The organism is Campylobacter concisus, from assembly GCF_015229955.1.
GTDB lineage: Bacteria > Campylobacterota > Campylobacteria > Campylobacterales > Campylobacteraceae > Campylobacter_A > Campylobacter_A concisus_AT.
Map to the genome: position 1 here is coordinate 94564 of NZ_JAAKYZ010000003.1, position 18215 is coordinate 112778.

Consider the following 18215-nt stretch of genomic DNA (forward strand, 5'->3'; position numbering starts at 1 on the left):
AATTAGTAGAAATTCCTAGCACAAGATACTAGGAATTTCTTATAAGATAAGGCTTAAAGCCTTGTTTTCATCTTTTCAAATTCATCTTTTATGACTTGCTCGTGAGGTTCGCTCGTCATTTTATTTATTGCATCTCCCCAGATACTTACGCTAATGATCGCTATACAAGACGCTATGATGCCAGGTAAAATTTCATAAACATAAACGTTTAGTCCTGAAGTGATCCAAAATATTACTGTCGCACCTCCAGCTATCATACCAGCGAGTGCTCCAAGTGCACTCATGCGCTTCCAGTAAAGGCTAAAAAGTAGCACTGGTCCAAAGCTCGCACCAAATCCAGCCCAAGCGTTGCCAACGACGTTTAGGACATTGTCTGTTGAGATAAAGGCAAGTATTGTAGCAACTATGGCCACTACTACGACAGCATAGCGACTGATCGCTGTTTGTGTATTTTGACTAATCTCTTTTTTATAGAATGCAAAGATAAAGTCTTTTGTTACCGAGCTAGATGTAACTAAAAGCTGACTTGAGATAGTACTCATGATCGCTGAAAGCACAGCTGAGATGATAATGCCTATAAAAAATGGTGGGAAAAGTAGCTCACCAAGCTTTAAAAATACAGTCTCAGGATCACTAAGCCCGCCTCTTTGACTAAAGTAGACAAAGCCAATAAGTCCGCTCATAATCGCACCAAGCAACCCAATGCTCATCCAACCAATGCCGATCCTTCTTGCTTTAGCAAGCTCTTTTGAATCGCGTATCGCCATAAATCTAACAATAATATGTGGCTGGCCAAAATAGCCAAATCCCCAAGCCATAAGTCCTAAAATTCCCCAAAAAGTTTGATCTCTAAATGGATTTAGGTGATTTGCATCAAGCTTGCTTATCTCCTTTATCAAATTTGTATCGCTTGGCAAGTCTAAATTTAGATATGCCACGACTGGGATCGATACTAGGACACAAAACATCAAAAGCCCCTGAAATGCGTCAGTTATACTAACAGCTTTAAATCCACCAAAAAATGTGTAAAAGACCACGATAACAAGTGTAAAGACCGCTCCGTAGGCAAATTTTAAACCAAAAAAGCTCTCAAATGTCTTTCCGCCAGCGATAATGCCGCTACTTACATAAAGTGTGAAAAAGATCAAAATGATAAGACCAGAGATAATTCTTAAAATTTTAGTCCTATCTTTAAAGCGATTTTCTAAAAAGTCTGGTATCGTGATGCTATCACTCGCAACTTCAGTATAAATTCTAAGCCTCTTTGCTAAAAATAAATAGTTGCAGTAAGCTCCAATGATAAGACCGATTATCATCCACACATTTGCTATGCCAGTTGCGTATAATGCTCCGGGCACGCCAAGTAGCATCCAACCACTCATATCAGAAGCACCAGCACTAAGTGCAGTAACTACTGGACCCATTCGACGGTTATCTAGCAGATACTCGTTCATACTTGCATTTTTATCGTAGAAGTATCGTCCGATAAAGAGCAAAAAGCCAAAATAGATGGCGATGGCTAAATAAGACCCAAAGCTCATAAATTTCCTTTCAAATTAAGATAAATGGCTTATGTTAATATAAATTTTTTTAAATTACAACATTCAGCGCCGATCCTTAAACGCTTTTAAGCAAAATGATATAAATTTTTTCGTATTATTTAAAGCCATATTTTAAAGAGAAGGACGAAGTTGAAGGCTCAAAATTTAGCTAAATTTCTATTTTTTATAATAATCGTCTCACTTGGAGCATATTTTTTCTATCCAAGAGATCTTAGTGAGGCTCAAGAGATCGCTTATATCAAAAGTTACGGAGTGACTTTAGGACTCACGATAGGCGGTATTGCCATAGGTATAACGCTTGGATTTACCTTGGCGTTTATTAAATTTTTAAATATTAAAGTCTTAAATTTTATAATCGATGAATATATTGATATCTTACGTGGAACGCCTGTAATACTTCAACTTTTAATATTTTCAGTTGTCATTTTTGCAACATGGAGTGATAATTTTTATGTAGCTCTCATCGCACTTGGACTAAATAGCTCTGCTTATGTGGCCGAGATTGTGCGAAGTGGCATAAATAGCGTGGATAAAGGACAAATGGAAGCGGCCCGTGCGATGGGCCTAAACTACTATGTTTCGATGCGCGAGATAGTTTTTCCACAAGCTACGAAAAATATCTTGCCAGCTCTTGCAAATGAGTTTATATCACTATTTAAAGAGACATCAGTCGTGGGTTATATAAGCGTCGTTGATATCACGATGCAAAGTAAGAGCTTGCAAGCGGTCTTTTATAGCCCAGAGCCAGTCATTTTTACAGGTATTGTCTATTATGTGAGTGTTAAATTTTTTACACTTTTGACAAAACTACTCGAGAGGAGATTAAACCGCCATGATTGAGATTAAAAATTTAAACAAAAGTTATGGCGATTTGCGAGTTTTAAATGATATTAGCGTAGATATAAAAAAGGGTGAAGTTATAGCGATAATTGGTCCAAGTGGTGGTGGAAAAAGTACATTTTTACGCTGCATAAACCGCCTTGAAGAGCCAGATAGCGGGCACATCAAGATAAATGGCGAAGATATTTTAGATAAAAAATCAGACATAAATAAAATTCGCCAAAAAGTGAGCATGGTTTTTCAGCACTTTAATCTTTTTGCAAATAAAAACGTCTTGCAAAATTTAACTCTAGCTCCGATAAAAGCGGGAATTTTAGATAAAGCAAGCGCAGAAAAAAGAGCCGATGAGTTGCTAAAAAGTGTTGGGCTAAGTGATAAGAAATTTGCCTATCCGCACAAGCTTTCAGGCGGACAAAAGCAACGTATTGCGATCGCTAGAAGCCTAGCGATGGAGCCAGAGGTGATACTATTTGACGAGCCGACAAGTGCGCTTGATCCTGAGATGATCGGAGAGGTGCTTGATATCATGAAAGATGTTGCCGCAAGGGGCATAACGATGCTTGTGGTGACCCATGAGATGGGCTTTGCAAGAAATGTGGCAAATAGAATTTTCTTTATGGATAAAGGCAAAATCGCAGTTGATGACACACCAAAAAACGTCTTTACAAATCCGCAACATGAGCGTTTAAAAGAGTTTTTAGGTAAAATTTTAAATCATTAAAGGAGCAGAAAATGAGTAAAATTTTAAAATTTTTGATGGCAAGCTTGGTTTTATTTTTACTAGGTTGCGGCGATGACGCTAACAAAAAAAATGCAGTAAATAATGCCGAAGAAGCTAGTAAAAATGTAGTTTATAAAGTTGGCTCGAGCGCTGATTATCCACCTTTTGAATATCTTGATGAAAACAATAAAATTGTTGGCTTTGAGATAGATTTATTAAATGAGATCACCAAAAAAACTGGAATAAAATTTGATGTTGCAAATATGAGCTTTGATGGACTAATATCAGCATTAAAAACCGGTAAAATCGATATTGCCATAAGCGGAATGAGTGCAACTGATGAGAGAAGAAAATCGGTTGATTTCACCAAGCCATATTATTTTTCAGAAAATTTATTTATCCGCAAAAAAGGCTCAGATGTAAATAAAGACAACCTTAAGGATAAAAAAATTTCAGCTCAAGTCGGAACATTACAAGAAGAAGCAGCCAAAAGCATAACTACTAAATCGGTACCAGCTGAAAATGTAGCAGCTGCCATCATGTCACTAAACGCTGGTAAAATCGACGTTGTACTAACTGATCGTCCGATAGGGGTTGAGTATTTAAAACAAAATCCAGATTTGGAAGAATTTTTAAGAGTTCCTGATGGTACGGAAGGATTTGCGATGGCGTTTGATAAAGGCAAACACACTGAGCTTATCAAAAAGATAGACGCAGCGATCGATGAGCTACAAAAATCTGGCGATTTTGACAAAATGCTAGATAAATATGGATTAAAGAAATAAATCTAAATACAAAATTTGCAGAGAAGCAGGAATTCTCTGCAAAAACTCACTTTTTTCTAATTTTTAAAATTTAACATCTTTTAAAAGTAAAATTAATAAAATGACTTAATTATTTTCAAGGAGAAAAAATGAAGCTTCTCAGGATGAGAACGGCATTTATTTTAAATGTGCTATTTTCTATTTGTACATATCACAATTTTGTTAAAAAATTCCTACTATTTAATAAAGCTAAATATAAATTAAAATTTTACATAAATGCGTTAATTGATATTTTTTATAAAAATAACCAAAAGTATTTTTTGGTTGATAAATTTTAAGTATTAAAGTCGTATGGCTTTATTTTTTGAAGCAGATATTAAGAAAAACTAAAAGGAGAGAAAATGAATAATCTAGGTATTAAATCTAAGATTATGGCGATAGTTATCGTCAGTCTTATTGGCCTTGGTATCATGAGTGCATATATGCTAAATGGTATCTTAAAGACTCGCTCAAAAGCAGAGTTTAGTGAGAAAATCGTGGATACAATAATAAATCAAAATAATTTTATCCATGAAATGCAAAAAGAACGCGGATTTAGCTCAGGTGTGTTAGCAGGAGGGGATAATAAAAATTTATTAGAGCAGCGTAAAAAAGTAGACGCTATGCTTGATAAGCTTGAAGAGAAAAATGAAATAGCTTCAGAGATAAATAGTATCCGCTCAAATGTAGATCAAAAAAGTGGCAATGATCTAATTAGCCGTATAACAAAAATTTTAAGAAAAGAGGTTATTGCTATAAATGGATATAGCGATAAGCTCGAGCCTAGCTTGGTAGATGATCTAAAGCGTATCATTATTGTTGGTGAGATAAAAGAGTCTCTTGGTATTTTGCGTGCTACTTTAAATGGGGTTTTTACTAAAAAGAGCATAAGCAAAGAGGACTACAATAAAGTAGTTGCACTAAATAGCGTTATAAATAAATTTATGCAGGATTTTTACGATTACAATCCAAAAGAATTTAGTGACGAATTTGATGCTATCGCTAGAAAAAAGGCTGATTTTATAGATGCGATGAATATTATTAAAAATGTAGTTGCCACTGAAGATGTATCTTATGATGCAGCAAGTTGGTTTTCAAAGATAAGCATTTCAATAGATGCGATGAGAGAGCTTGAACTTAAACTACTTGATAATATGCAAAAAGATGCAATACGTATTAAGGGTGATGCAAATACCGAACTTATTATAAGTTCTATTGTGATTGCGATTTGTATTTTGCTTATGTTGCTAGTATCTACATTAATAGGTAAAAACCTGATCTCTGGTATAGATCAGACTAAAAATGGCTTAGTTAGATTTTTTGACTTCTTAAATTATAAATCTAATAAGGCTGAATTTTTAGATCGTAGTGGTAGCGACGAGATCGGACAGATGAGTGCACTGATAAATGAGAATATCAAACAAATCGAGGCAAATTTATCTGAGCAAAATAATTTCATTAAAGAAGCAAATACTTTTGTAAATCAAATTGGCAAAGGTAACTACGTAGCTCAGCTTAACGCAGATACTTCAAATCCTGCACTTAGCCAGCTAAAACAAACTTTCAAAGACTTACAAATCGCACTAAAACATGCTATTGCGGAAAATGGTGATGACGTGTTAAATCTACTAGAAAGCTTTAAAAAACAAGACTTTACTAAAAGGCTTGAAGATGATGGCAAGATGGCGGTTGGCATAAATGCTCTTGGTGAAGAGATAGCCAAAATGTTAAGGGCAAATTTAGATCAAGCTCATGTGCTAGAAGAAAAGGCTGAGTCTTTAAGTCAGTCAATGAAAGAACTAACTCAAGGTGCAAATGTACAAGCAAGCTCACTTCAGGAGTCTGCTGCCGCAGTAGAGCAAATGTCAAGCTCAATGAATGCAATATCTCAAAAAACATCTGATGTTATTAGACAAAGTGATGAGATCAAAAACATCATAACTATTATTAGAGATATAGCTGATCAAACAAATTTACTAGCTCTTAATGCCGCGATCGAGGCGGCACGTGCAGGAGAGCACGGCAGAGGCTTTGCGGTCGTTGCAGATGAGGTTAGAAAACTAGCAGAGAGAACTCAAAAATCTCTAACAGAGATCGAAGCAAATACAAACGTACTAGCTCAATCAATCAATGAAATGAGCGAATCTATAAAAGAGCAAAGTGAAGGAATCAATATGATAAACCAATCAGTTGCTCAAATAGACACACTTACAAAAGAAAATGTAGTAATTGTCAATAAAGCAAATGAAGTAACATCTGATGTTGACGACATGGCTAAGGCGATAGTAAACGAAGTTAGAAAAAGTAAATTTTAATCTTTGACTTACTCTTAGAGCTCCTATTATTCTATCCCTTAAGATAATTAAGGGATAGAACTTATCTATAAAAATTTATATGCTACTTTGCTATACGATTATTTATAGCATTTTTCTTTTATTACGGATTTAAACAATTTTTAATAGAGAAATACTGATAATTAAGCCACTAAATCACCTTAAAGGACACTATTATGACAAAAAAGATCTTTGCTCTTTTACTCACAGCTTTTGTTGCTCTTTGTGCAAATGAGCTAAAATTTGGCACAGCGGCGAACTATCCGCCATTTGAATATATCGATGAAAATAACAAAATAACAGGCTTTGACATTGAGCTGATCGATGAAATTTCAAAGCGTGCGGACTTTTCATATAAGATCATAAATATGAGTTTTGATGGCCTTATCCCAGCGCTTAAAGCCGGCAAAATAAATGGCATCATAAGTGCGATGAGTGCGACTTCAGATAGATTAAAATCGATTGATTTCACAAAGCCGTACTATCTAACTGAAAATCTTTATCTAAAGAAAAAAGGCAATGACGCACTAAAAGCTAAAGAAGAGCTAGCTGGCAAAAGAGTTGGCGTGCAACAAGGTACCGTCCAAGAGCTAGCAGCAAATGCTATAAATGGCGTAAAAGTAGTGCCTTCTGAAGATACTGTGCCACTCATAATGGGATTAAAAGTCGGTAAATTTGACGCAGTCATCCTTGATAGCTCTATTGGATATGGCTTTATCAAGAAAAATCCAGAACTTGAAGCGTTTTTCAAAGAAGTTGATGGTAGCGAAGGCTTTTCAATAGCATTTGATAAAGGAAAAGAGAGTGCGTTAATAGAGAAAATAAATCAAATTTTAGATGATATGAAAAAAGACGGAAGCTACGAAGCTTTACTTAAAAAATACGATCTAAAATAACCTTCTAGCCTGCAAATTTGCAGGCTTATGCTAAATTCTGCTTTGTCTATCGATTAAAATTAAAAAGGAAAATAATGAGAAAAATTTTGTTGCTTTTTTGTCTAGTAATGGGTCTTTTTGCACTTCAAAACGATAAAGATATGTTAAATGGAGAGCTAAAAAACGGGCTAAAATACTATATCAAAGAGAATAAATTTCCACAAAAAACAGCTATTTTTTATCTTGTTATAAATTCTGGTTCAACTGATGAAAAAGATGGCGAGCAAGGTCTTGCTCACTTTTTGGAGCACATGGCATTTAATGGCAGCCGTGACTTTAGTAAAAATGAGCTCATTAAACAGCTTGAGAGCCTTGGTGTGAAATTTGGAGCCGATCTAAACGCGCAGACGAGCTACGATCAGACGAGCTATGTCTTAACGATTAATGTAAATGAGAAAAATTTACAAGATACATTCAAGGTCTTTTCGAATTGGATAGATGGCGTTAAAATCGATCCTAAGGAGCTTGATAAAGAGCGTGGAGTCATAATGGAAGAAGAGCGTCAGAGAAATACGCCAGGATATAGGCTTTATTTGGCTCAAACAAAGGATATTTTTGAGGGCAGTATCTATCTAAAAAGAGTGCCAATAGGTGACATGAACGTCATCAAAAGCGTAGATGCTAAGCACATGCAAGAATTTTACGAGAGGCTTTATCAGCCAAGATTTATGAGCTTTGTTGCTGTTGGCGACTTTGATAAAAATGAGATAAAAAGCTTAATCGAAAAAAGCTTTAGTCAAGCAAAAAATACAAATTCTTACATTCATCCAGAAAAAAATATCAGCTTTAAAAATGGTTTAAATATTTTTAACTATGACTCGAATGAAACTGGAATGGAACTAGTTAGACTAAGCTATTTTGATAAATTTAGCCCAGTTTTAAATGAGGCTGACGCAAAGAGAAATTTAGAAGACGCACTTATCGCAAGCCTGATAAATATACTTTATGAGCAAAAAAATGCAAATAATTCATCAAATTTAAGCACTGATTTTATAGCTCAAACACTTCAAGCAAAGCAGAAAATTTATAGTTTTGAAACAAATGTACTTGGAGGCGATTTTAACGCAAGTCTTAAAGATATGCTTGGCGTTATAAAAGGCATTAGAGAGTTTGGCTTTAATAAAGATGAATTTGAAGATGTGAAAAAGGCGTTTGCGGCAAATGTGGATGCAAAATTTAAACGCTCAAAGACTAAAAAGTCAAGCGCTTACGCAGGACAAATTTTAAACATGATAGAAAATGGTGGCTTTGTGTTAAGCGATGAAGACGACAAAGAGCTTAGTTTAAAGCTATTAAACGAGATTACATTAGCTGACGTGAATGATAGGTTTAGGCAAATTTTGGCTATTTCTGATGAGCGTGTAAGAATTTTTAGCAAAGATGGTTTTAAGCTTAGCAAAGATGAGTTTTTAAAGCTTTTTGCCAAGGCGCCTGCTTATAACACAAACCTATCTGCTAATAACAACGATAAGAGCCTAGGCAATGAAAATTTAGAGCCAAAAGAGATAAGCTCAAGAAGCTTTGATGAAAAAAATGGAATTTATACCTACAAAATGCAAAATGGCTCGCAAGTTATCTTTAGGCCAATAGCTACTAAAAAAGATAGCGTTTTGTTTGCAGCCGTCAGCAAAGGAGGCACATCAAATTTGACTGATCCAAAGCTTGGTAGCTTTGCAGTGGCACTTACAAACGAGAGTGGCGTTGGTAAATTTAATAACTATGAGCTTTCAAAGGCACTAAATGGCAAGATCGTAAGCTACGAAAAGGGTATAGAAGCACTTACGCAAGGCATTTATGGCTCATCAAGCACCAGCGATCTTAGCTCGCTGCTAGCTGTTATAAATTTAGAATTTAACGCTCCAAGAGCCGATGTAAACGTGCTTGAGAGGATAAAGCAAAGAGCAAAAGATGAGCTAAGCAAAGAGCAAAATTTGCCTGAATATAAATTTAGCACCGAATTTAGTAAGTTTTTTTATGAAAACAATAAACGTGCCACGCCGCTTGAGATGGCTGATATCGATGCGTTAAAGCTAAATGAGCTAAAAGAGATCATCAAAGATAAATTTACAAACGCAGCCTCATATACTTTTGTAATCATCGGCGACACCGACGAAGAGAGGTTTTTGCCACTTATCAAAAAGTATATCGCCACTTTACCAAAGCTTGGCGAGGCTGAAGAATTTAAAGACGATGGCGTGCGAAGTATCAAGGGGCAGCACACCTTTAAAAGAGAGTATCAAAGCACAAAAAGAAGCGATGTTGGCATAAATATCATAAATTCTGATGCGAAATATAGCTTTGAAAAAGCGATTAGACTAAGAGCATTAAGTGAAATTTTAAAAACGGCGCTTCGAGAAAAGATCAGAGAAGATAAGGGACAAACATACGGCTTTAGTCTAAATGCCAAGCTCGCACGCTATCCTTTTGAGCATTCAGATATGCTAATTAGTTTTACTTGTGATCCTGCAAATACGGACAAGATCATCACCGAGATAAAGCAGATAATAGCTAGCATCAAGAGTAGTGGCGCGATCTTGCCAAAGCATTTGGAGGATTTTAAGGCACAGAGTGAAATTTCTATAAAAAAAGATTATGAAAAGCCTGAGTTTTGGCAAAAGCTCATCATCTCAAATAAAATTTTTAACACACCACTTTATACGGCTGATAAGTACACAAGTGTGGTAAAAGCCATCACAAATGACGATATCAAAGAGGCTGCTAAACTATATCTTGATGAGAAAAATATGGTGATAAGTATAAATAATCCAAAGTAGAAATTTAGTGAGTCAAGCTGGCTGGCTCTTAAAAATTTAAACGCGAGTAAAATTTATTAAGATAAGCTAGCTTTTTAAATTAGTTGGCTAATTGGCTCTTTAAATTCAAATCTAAGTAGAAATTTAAAGAGCCAAGCCAGCCCCAAAATTTAAACCTAAAGCTAAGCTAGTATGTCCTTTGGTTTTAGTTTGTTTAGCTTTTGCACTAGTTCATCAAAGCTTGCGCCATTTTCGACCTCGCGCCTGATAAATTCCTCAAAAAACTCACGTTTTATATCTTTATCCGTGTAAGTCACGCTCTTTTTGGTAACTTGCATAGGCTTAAATTTCTCTTCTTCTATCTCTTCATCGCCATCTTCTCTAACTGGTGTAAGGGCGATATTTTGCAGCACATCAGCGATGCTCTCGCCCTTTTCATAGCTTGTTTTTAGAAATTTTAAAAACTCATCTTTGCTGTTTTTATCAGCATAGCTTACACGGTGCAACATAGGCTGACCTAAGAATTCTATACGTTTTTTATCCGAGCTTTGTTCGTAATGTAAAGCCCCATCTTTAAAAGAAATTTTTACATTTGCATGCTCGCCAAGTATCCTTTCGGCGGTAAATTCCAGCCATTTATCTTTAAACTCATCGATACTTAGATCAGAGTCTAGTAAATTTGTAGCCTCACGGCTTAGATAAAGAGCACCAAAAGCATTGTTGGTTATTTTGTTATTTACATTCATTTTGTGATTTTTGATGAACTCATCTACGCTAAAGCCGTTTTTCTCGCTGGTTAGAATGGAGCTTGCTCGCCAAAGCTTCGTGCTATCAACGAAATTTTTAAGACTAGCAACCTCGTCTTTACTCATAGAACTATCTATGCCATTTATCTTGCCCCAGATAGAAATTTTATCATTTGATGAGTAGCCAGAGAGCGGTAGATGCTTGATGTCCGCAGTTTCAGCGGGAATTTCTACTTTGTTTAAATTCGTGTTTGTGGCTTGGCGCTTACTAAAAGCGTCTTGGTAGTTAAAGCTTTGATTAAATCCATTTAGTGCGTTTATCATGTCAATCCTTTAACACAATATCGGCAAGCAGATTTAAATTTTAAGTGGATTATTTTTTATTGCGGTATTTTTCAAAAATGGCGATCATTTGGTATGAGTTTTGGGCGATTTTAAATTTATTTGGATTTTTGCCAAGTAGCTCTTCTCTTAAAGAGTCAATAAATTCTCTATCTTTTTTGCAAGCCTCAAAGCTTACTCGCCCCCTAAGTACGGCCATAAATATAATATCAGCAGTCGCATTTATCATCTCAAGCATTTTTTCTTCGCTCATTTTTTGTGGATTTTGCCCTTTTTAAAGCAAATATTATTCCTTTACGCTCACAAAATTTACTATTTTTACCTCTTGGCTCTCTTTGCAACCCTCCAGTGCAGCTGCGTTTTTCACCATATGAGCGCTTTTCATATGCTCTTTTTGGCTTGCAAGATCTTCCCAAATTTCCATAAAACAGTATTCGTTTTTACCACCCGCAACTATGCCGCACTCGTAGCTTATGCAGCCTTTATCTTTCTTTGAAGCTGGCACGATCTCTTTTAAAATTTCTTCAAATTTCGCCTCACATCCAGCTTTTAACTTTACATTTACATAAAATCCAATCATCTGCCCATCCTTTAAAAATTTTTGGCTAAAATAGCGCAATTTAGACGCAAGTTTGCGTATTACATTACAAGGCCTTTAAATGATGAAATGATACAAAACCCTAAATTTATAATTTCTAAAACCAACCAAAAACAATAAATTTAACCAAAATAGGAGAGAAAATGAAAAGACGAGACTTTTTAAGATTAAGCGCATTAGGCGCGGCTAGCCTTCAAGCAAAAGAGCTTGGAAGCGCAGAGCAAGCGTTATTTGACAAACAAAGCGGACTAAGCGCAAATAAATTTGGCGCATTTTATGTAAGAACTATCGCTGGACGCGTGGTTGAGACCGTGCCATTTGAGGGCGATGCTTATCCAAACGAGCTAAATAACGCAGTAATTGACTACATCCAAAATGAGAGCAGGGTAAAATATCCATTTGTTAGAAAGAGCTTTTTAGCCAATCCAAACAACCCAAAACCAGAGCTTCGTGGTAAAGAGGAATTTGTGCGTGTGAGCTGGGACGAGGCTATAAAGCTAAGTGCAAAAATTTTAAAAGAAAATTTTGATAAATACGGTGCTGAAGCGATCTACGGACAGGTTTATCAGTGGGGTAGCCTTGGCAAAGTTGGCCACAGCCAAAAGACCGCAAAAAGGCTACTTAACGTGCTTGGCGGCTACGTAAATGAGCTAGGGGGCTACTCATACGGTGCAGCGACTGTCATTATGCCTCACGTCACTGGCTTCGTCGATCCTGCGCTAGCACCAACAAAGTGGGAGGCTATCTTAAAAAATGCCAAAACGATCGTATTTTGGGGCACAAACCCAGTCGTTTCAAACAAGATCGCCATTGGCGTGCCGCTTCACAACTCATATAAATACTACGATGAGATCAGAAAAAAAGGCGAAAGCGACGAGATGAAAATTTATAGCGTTGACGTTTATCACAACGATAGCGCAAAATACTTTGACTCAAAATACCTTGAAGTCGTGCCTTGCACCGATACGGCGATGATGATAGGTACGTGTAACTACCTTTATGAAAAAGGGCTTTATAGCAAAGAATTTATAGAAAAATACACAGTTGGCTTTGATAAATTTAAAGAGTACATGCTTGGCACAAAAGACGGGGTCAATAAAAACCTAGCTTGGGCAAGCAAAATTTGTGGTGTGAGCGAGCAAGATCTTGCTAAATTTAGTGAGGATCTAGCTAAAAATGACTCAGTGATAATTAGTGGCTACGCCATTCAAAGACAAGATCACGGTGAGATGGCGTACTGGGCGCTTGTGACGCTAAATGCGATGCTTGGTCACATCGGCAAAGAGGGTTGTGGCTTTGTCACAAATGACGGCATGCACAAAAATGCTGATGAGAGCTTCATAGCGCCTAAACTAGCGGCATTTGAGACGAAGGTACCTCAAAAATTTATTGATAGCGGGCTGGTACCAAAGACAAAGGACTACGAAATGCCAAACTCAAGGCTCATAGACGCGCTTCTAAGCCCAGGCAAGGAGATAACAAGAAATGGCAAGAGCTATAAACTGCCAAAGATTAGAGTGATGTTTAATGCAAATGGCTCGACTTTCACAAGGCATCCTGACGCAAACAGGGCGATAAAAGCTATGCGAAACGTTAATGCTATCATCACTTGCGAGCCGTTTTGGACAAGTACAGCTAAATTTAGTGACATCGTCTTACCAGCTGCGCTTGAGTACGAGCGAACAGACATCGAAATGGCAAACTCTACAAGTGAGTATTTATTTGCTATGAAGCCACTAGTTAAGCCATTTGGCGAGAGTAAGAGTGACTTCGAGATCGCAAGGCTGATCGCCAAAGAGTGGGGCAGGGAAGAGGCATTTAGCGAGGGCAAAAGTGAGCTAGAGTGGGTCAAGACAATATATGAAGATGCCGTTAAAAAGGCTACTGAGCTTGGGTATGAGAGCATGCCTAGCTTTGAGGAATTTTGGGAGAAGGGATACTTTAGATTTGACAAGATCGATGAGAAAAAACGCTACTTCACAAACTACAAGAAATTCCGCGACGATCCAGTGGCAAATCCGCTAAAAACGCCATCTGGTAAGATAGAAATTTACTCTGAGACTGTCGCTGGCTTTGGCTATGATGACTGCCCACCGCATGCAGCTTGGCTTGAGCCGTTTGAGTGGCTTGGCGCAAAAAATAAAAAATATCCTATCGCAATTAGCGGCGCACACTCTAAATTTAGGCTTCACTCGCAGCTAAATAACTCCGTGCTTCGCAACTTTAACGAGATCGCAGAGCGTGAGCCAGTGCTTATAAATCCAAAGACAGCCGAGACTAGAGGGATAAAGATGGGCGACGTGGTACGTGTGTTTAATGATAGAGGCGAAATTTTGTGCGGTGCCTTTGTGACCGAGGATGTGCCACAAAATGTCGTAATAGTAAGCGAAGGTGCTTGGTACGACCCTGAAAAACCGGGCGAAAAGAGCCTTTGCTTGCACGGAAATTTAAATGTGCTCACAAAAGACGTGCCATCAAGCAAGATGAGCCAGAGCAACACCGCTCACACAAGCCTTGTGAATGTCGAGAAATTTAAAGGCGTGCCAAAGCGTGTAACTGCATTTGACGCACCAAAGATCGGCGTAATGCACGCATAAAATAAAAGCTATCCTTAAATGGATAGCTTCTAAGCTTTAAAATTTTTATTTATCTTAATAGCAATGAATTTTCACAAAGGTCTTCGATCTTTGAAATTTGCTCTTTAACTCTTGCTTTTAAGCCATCAAGCATTGCTATTTTTAAACTATAAATTTCATTAAAATCGCTCTTTATATCAAGCAAAATTTTATTTAAAAACGAGCTATTTGAGCACATTAAAGCTTCAAACTCATAAAGGCTAAACGCATCGAGCATACGCTCATAGACATCTTTTGCACTTGGAATATAAAGTGGCGTATTCATTTGCAGATGCGATTCCAGCGTCTTTTCTATCTTTTGTTTTATAAAATAAACCGCGAGTTTGAGCGCGTTTTCATAGTTTGAGGCTAGCTTTATATCAAGCTTTTCAAAAAACAAAGAGACCTTTTGTATGGCCTTAAATTTAGCCGTTTCATACTCTCTTAAAAAATTTTCATATGTCCGTCCGGCATAGGTATTTATGGATTTTGTTTCGTAAGCCAAGACTTGATCATCAAAGCTAGCGTAATTTTCATAGCGAGATTTATATATTAAAAATTTATCCTCTAAATTTTTATAAAGCTCATTAAACGCTGAAGTTATTGCATTTTCTAGCTCTTTTAAATCTTTTTTGTAGCGTTTAAAAAATTTATTAAAAACCACATCTTCGTAGATAAGTTTTGAAAAGACTTCGTCGCTATCAAGGCTTATTACCTCAAAATTTTCACGCTTGTAAATTTCTTTATTTAAAAGCGTCTTTGAAGCGTTAAATTTTGTCTTTGAAAATGGCTTAAGTAGCTTAAATACCTCATCAGCAGCAAGTTTTATAACTTCACTCATTTGACTATATCTTAAAGCGATCTTTGGCTTAAACTCCTCTTTTATCGTCTCCAGCCTCCCATCTAATGAGCCACTAAATTCATCTAAAATAAACCGCGCATTATCATAAATTTCTAGATGTTTTTCTTGCTCGTTGGTTAGGAGTTTTACGATCTTTTTTGCCCTTGCTTTTATGAAATTTTCTTTAAAGCTCTTGTCTAAAAAGCACTCTTTAATGGCCTTTAGAGCTTCGTTAAAATTTGAAGCTTCAAGTAGGCTATTATCATTATTTGTAATACCAAGAAGAGCTTGCTTTGATGAGATAGCGATGATATCCTCAAAAAGCTCGCCATAAGTTTGTCTAGCGTGCTTTAGCAAATTTTCAAGCTCGTCCTCACTTAGCTTGTCTTTTTGGTTGATTAGGCAGATCGCTTTTAGATCATTGGCTTTTAAAATTTCTTTGATACTTTCAAGCTCGCTTGCCTTTGCGGCGTTATTTGCAAGGCTTAGCCATATTGCGCCGCTAACCTTTTTTAGCGTATTTTTTGTCTCTTTTGTGTCAGCATCTCTTAGCGAGTTTAGGCCAGGAGTGTCGATGAAATTTATCTCTTTTAAAATTTCACTTGGTGCATAAAGCGTCATACCAGAAACTTGCTCGCCTAACTTATTTAGCTCGGCTAGATCGCTACTTGCTAGCAGGCTTTCGCTACCGTTTATAAATTTCACGCTTAGAAGTGGCATCTTTGCAAATTTTAGCCTCACAGCCTTTGCGGTGACTGGAGTTAGTCCTGATGGCAAGATATCTTGACCAAGAAGTGCGTTTAAAAATGTTGATTTTCCACTTGAAAATTGACCGATAACAGCTATTAGTGGTGGTTCATTTAGAGTGTCTATTAGTAAATTTAAGCTCTCTTTTATCTGCTCGCTTATATGCAAACTAGGATCGTTTAGGTCATTTATGAGCCTAGCTAGCTCACCCTTAAAATCATTTGTAAAGACCTTAAAATATCTCGCTTTGTAGGCATTTATAAACTCATTAAACATTTTTAATATCCTCTAAAAGTGAGTAAATTTCATCTTGCAAGGAGGTCTTTTGTTTAAGCTTTGAAATTGAGCTTTGATTTTGTAAATTTAGCTCATTAAGTTTTTCATTGAGCACTAAAAGTCTTTGGTTTAGAGTCTCTTTTTGGCTCATCTCATAAGCCTTTACTCGCTCTTTTAGCAGCTTTTTTTCATGTTCTGCTAGCGTCTCACAAAACTGCGATATGCTTTTATTGTTAAGTAAATTTTGTCTTAAACCCAAAAGCGCCTCATCTGGCTCATTTTTGCTTAAAATTTTAGCTTCAAGCTCATCTAAAAGCTCGCTAAAATCAAGCTCTACGCCCATTTGCTTTAAAAAGTCATTTATACTAAAAATTTTATTTTCACTCACCTTAAAGCCATCAAAACTTAAAGCAATATTTTGCTCGCATGACTTTGTCTGCACTAAAGTTTCATTTCTAGCCTCTCTCATAAGTGCCGCAACTCCGTCACAAAGTGTAGTTTTCGCTATTTGTGTAAGACGTTTTAGATTTAAATTTTCTCTTTTGCTTTTACAGTAAGCGATTTCACTCTTAATCTTTTCATTTAGATTTTGTAGTAGTGCTTCAAGCCCCATTTTATAGATATCTTTTGCATTTTTATCATCGAGTTTTTTTAGCTCGGTTTCTAAAAGCCTTTCAAGTTTTATGAAATTTTCATTAAGAGAATTTTTGATATTTGCTTGCTCGTTTTGCAAAGCTTCTAGCTCTAAACCAAATGCCTTAAGCTCTAAAATTTCAGCCTTTGTGGCTTCGAGTTTTGTTTTTAAAATATTTTGTAATTCTTTTTGATATGAGCTTAAAATTAGAGCTGATTTTTTAGAGTCTTTACCAAAAAGCACATCGTAAAGATACTCTTTAAACTCCGGCACACCACTATTTAAAGCGCCATCAAGATAAGCTTTTGCACTAAGGGCAAAATAATCTATCTTTATATCATTTATCTGCTCGCCAATCGCCTTTTTTACGTAGTTAAGCGTTTCATTAATATCCTTTGCGTTTAACTCATCAGCGTGAGTTAGCACGATAGCAACTCTTACGATGTGCGAGTTTTCAAGGCATTTTTTCAAAAATAGTGCGTCTTTTTGCGTTGCGCTTTGCGAAGCATTCATGAGATGAGCCAAAAGGTCGCACTCTTTCATAAAATTTGTAGTAATTTGCTCTCTTAAAACAATCGCATCATCTATGCCCGGAGTGTCTATGATGCAGACATTATCTCTTAAAAGCTCCAAGTCATCATAAAGCTCAACGCTTTTTACGAGATTTGCCGTTTTTGAGCTTGAAGATGTATAGTTTTTTATCTCATCTAGGCTGATCTCTACGCTATTAGCTAGTAAATTTTTGCTTGAAAGTCCAAGCTTTTCTAGCTCGTATGGGCTATAAAAATTTACCTTTGCATGGCTATTTGATGCGTGCTTTAAGATGGTTAAATTTATGGTTTCAGGCACATTTGAAGTGCCTAGGACGGATTTGTTTAAAAGCGCATTTAAAAGCGTTGATTTGCCAGAGTTTATGATGCCGCTTACTGCGATGTTAAAAAGCGTTTCATTTGATCTTTTCTTGGCATTTTTCAAAGCTAGTAAAAATTCTTTATCTTCATCAAGCATGCTTGCTTTTTCATTTATCTCGTTTAGAAAATCCAAGCTCTTGTGAAAATGATCTTTTGGCTTTGCATTAGAAATTTCAGCCTTATTTTGATTTGAGTTTTTGCTTATAAATTTTATTAAAAAATCAAATTTTTCATGGCTAATTATCTTTTCGTCACGTAGCCTTTGTAAGTAGATTATGAGTTCATCGCTTGAAATTTTTGCCTCATTTAGTGCTTTTAGCGTGGCTAGCTGGGCACTTTGTATGCTAAAGATATCAAGTCCAACGCCTAGTTTTTTTAAGATAGTTCTAAACTCAGCAAGAGCCATAAACTCATCTAAATTTTTCTCATCACAAGATAAAAGAAGCGCCAGTAGATCTGGGTAAAAAGGTACGCTCGCATCAGTGTTGGCGTAAATTTTATTTAAATGCCAAGCGTGATTTAAAAACTCGTCCATTAAAGATTCTTTTTTTGAAATTT

General features: G+C 36.4%; 13 protein-coding genes. 7 read left to right on the plus strand and 6 right to left on the minus strand.

What is annotated here, in order from left to right; all coding sequences use genetic code 11:
• Positions 1-53: 53 nt before the first annotated feature.
• Complete coding sequence (putP, locus tag G6W45_RS06070) at positions 54-1541, minus strand: sodium/proline symporter PutP (RefSeq protein WP_107785235.1); 1488 nt, start codon at positions 1539-1541, stop codon at positions 54-56.
• A 150-nt stretch (positions 1542-1691) separates the two neighbouring features.
• On the opposite strand from putP, the gene G6W45_RS06075 reads away from it, so the two are divergent.
• From G6W45_RS06075 to G6W45_RS06100, 6 genes are all read left to right on the plus strand, one after another.
• Positions 1692-2402, plus strand: a complete 711-nt coding sequence (locus tag G6W45_RS06075; RefSeq protein ID WP_021091602.1) for an amino acid ABC transporter permease — start codon at positions 1692-1694, stop codon at positions 2400-2402.
• Complete coding sequence (locus G6W45_RS06080) at positions 2395-3123, plus strand: amino acid ABC transporter ATP-binding protein (RefSeq protein ID WP_072595138.1); 729 nt, start codon at positions 2395-2397, stop codon at positions 3121-3123. The genes G6W45_RS06075 and G6W45_RS06080 overlap by 8 nt, the downstream gene beginning before the upstream one ends.
• Before the next feature lie 11 nt (positions 3124-3134).
• A complete protein-coding gene (locus tag G6W45_RS06085; RefSeq protein ID WP_194167864.1) occupies positions 3135-3908 on the plus strand; it encodes a transporter substrate-binding domain-containing protein in 774 nt (257 codons plus the stop codon).
• A gap of 380 nt (positions 3909-4288) precedes the next feature.
• Positions 4289-6241, plus strand: a complete 1953-nt coding sequence (locus tag G6W45_RS06090; RefSeq protein WP_194167865.1) for a methyl-accepting chemotaxis protein — start codon at positions 4289-4291, stop codon at positions 6239-6241.
• A gap of 194 nt (positions 6242-6435) precedes the next feature.
• Positions 6436-7155 (plus strand): transporter substrate-binding domain-containing protein, encoded by a 720-nt coding sequence (locus G6W45_RS06095; protein ID WP_194167866.1) that lies wholly within the window; start codon positions 6436-6438, stop codon positions 7153-7155.
• Positions 7156-7229: 74 nt separating this feature from the next.
• Positions 7230-9968 carry a M16 family metallopeptidase gene (locus G6W45_RS06100; RefSeq protein WP_194167867.1) on the plus strand — a complete coding sequence of 913 codons (2739 nt, stop codon included), beginning with the start codon at positions 7230-7232 and terminating at the stop codon, positions 9966-9968.
• 161 nt (positions 9969-10129) lie between these two features.
• Here the strand turns inward: G6W45_RS06100 and G6W45_RS06105 are convergent, their stop codons facing one another.
• Genes G6W45_RS06105 through G6W45_RS06115 form a run of 3 tightly spaced genes read right to left on the minus strand, consistent with a single transcriptional unit; the run spans position 10130 to position 11615 of the window.
• The gene (locus G6W45_RS06105) at positions 10130-11017 is read right to left on the minus strand and encodes a Cj0814-related protein (protein ID WP_194167868.1); all 888 of its coding nucleotides are present in this window, start codon (positions 11015-11017) and stop codon (positions 10130-10132) included.
• Between the two features lie 49 nt (positions 11018-11066).
• Positions 11067-11288, minus strand: a complete 222-nt coding sequence (locus G6W45_RS06110; protein WP_021091847.1) for a hypothetical protein — start codon at positions 11286-11288, stop codon at positions 11067-11069.
• Between the two features lie 33 nt (positions 11289-11321).
• The gene (locus tag G6W45_RS06115; protein ID WP_194167869.1) at positions 11322-11615 is read right to left on the minus strand and encodes a putative quinol monooxygenase; all 294 of its coding nucleotides are present in this window, start codon (positions 11613-11615) and stop codon (positions 11322-11324) included.
• A 161-nt stretch (positions 11616-11776) separates the two neighbouring features.
• Between G6W45_RS06115 and G6W45_RS06120 the strand changes: the two genes are divergently transcribed.
• Positions 11777-14230, plus strand: a complete 2454-nt coding sequence (locus tag G6W45_RS06120; protein WP_194167870.1) for a molybdopterin-dependent oxidoreductase — start codon at positions 11777-11779, stop codon at positions 14228-14230.
• Between the two features lie 49 nt (positions 14231-14279).
• On the opposite strand, the gene G6W45_RS06125 is transcribed toward G6W45_RS06120, so the two are convergent.
• Both G6W45_RS06125 and G6W45_RS06130 read right to left on the minus strand, forming a co-directional pair.
• Positions 14280-16112 carry a dynamin family protein gene (locus tag G6W45_RS06125; RefSeq protein ID WP_194167871.1) on the minus strand — a complete coding sequence of 611 codons (1833 nt, stop codon included), beginning with the start codon at positions 16110-16112 and terminating at the stop codon, positions 14280-14282.
• Complete coding sequence (locus G6W45_RS06130; protein ID WP_107793479.1) at positions 16105-18192, minus strand: dynamin family protein; 2088 nt, start codon at positions 18190-18192, stop codon at positions 16105-16107. Before G6W45_RS06130 ends, G6W45_RS06125 begins: the two co-directional genes overlap by 8 nt.
• Between the last annotated feature and the right edge of the window lie 23 nt (positions 18193-18215).